The 517-nt window shown below is 44.9% G+C and carries 1 pseudogene; it reads left to right on the forward strand.

Annotated elements, in window-relative coordinates:
• Positions 1 to 517, forward strand: a pseudogene (locus ACRCJ0_RS19280) (V-type ATP synthase subunit B); the annotation flags it as partial.

The raw sequence follows: 517 nt of genomic DNA on the forward strand, positions 1-517 counted from the left end.
CAAAGTACGTTTCCAAGGACACCCACTTGAATTCGGCGTGTCTGAAGACATGATTGGTCGTGTATTTGATGGCCTTGGTAACATCAACGACAACGGTCCAGAAATCATTGCTGAAGAAAGTCGTGACATCAATGGTCAAGCCATTAACCCAATGGCCCGTGACTTCCCGGATGAATTTATTCAAACTGGTATCTCAACAATTGACCATTTGAACACCTTAGTTCGTGGACAAAAACTACCCGTATTCTCTGGTTCAGGTTTACCACATAAAGAGCTTGCTGCCCAAATCGCACGTCAAGCCACTGTGCTAGGTGACGACGATCAATTCGCCGTTGTCTTTGCAGCAATGGGGGTAACTTTTGAAGAGGCTGAATACTTCACGGAATCATTCCGTGAAACAGGTGCCATCGACCGCTCTGTATTGTTCATCAACTTAGCGGATGACCCTTCAATCGAACGTTTAGCAACACCAAAAATTGCCTTAACAGCAGCAGAATACTTAGCTTACGAAAAAGAC

The organism is Aerococcus sp. L_32 (assembly GCF_050689315.1).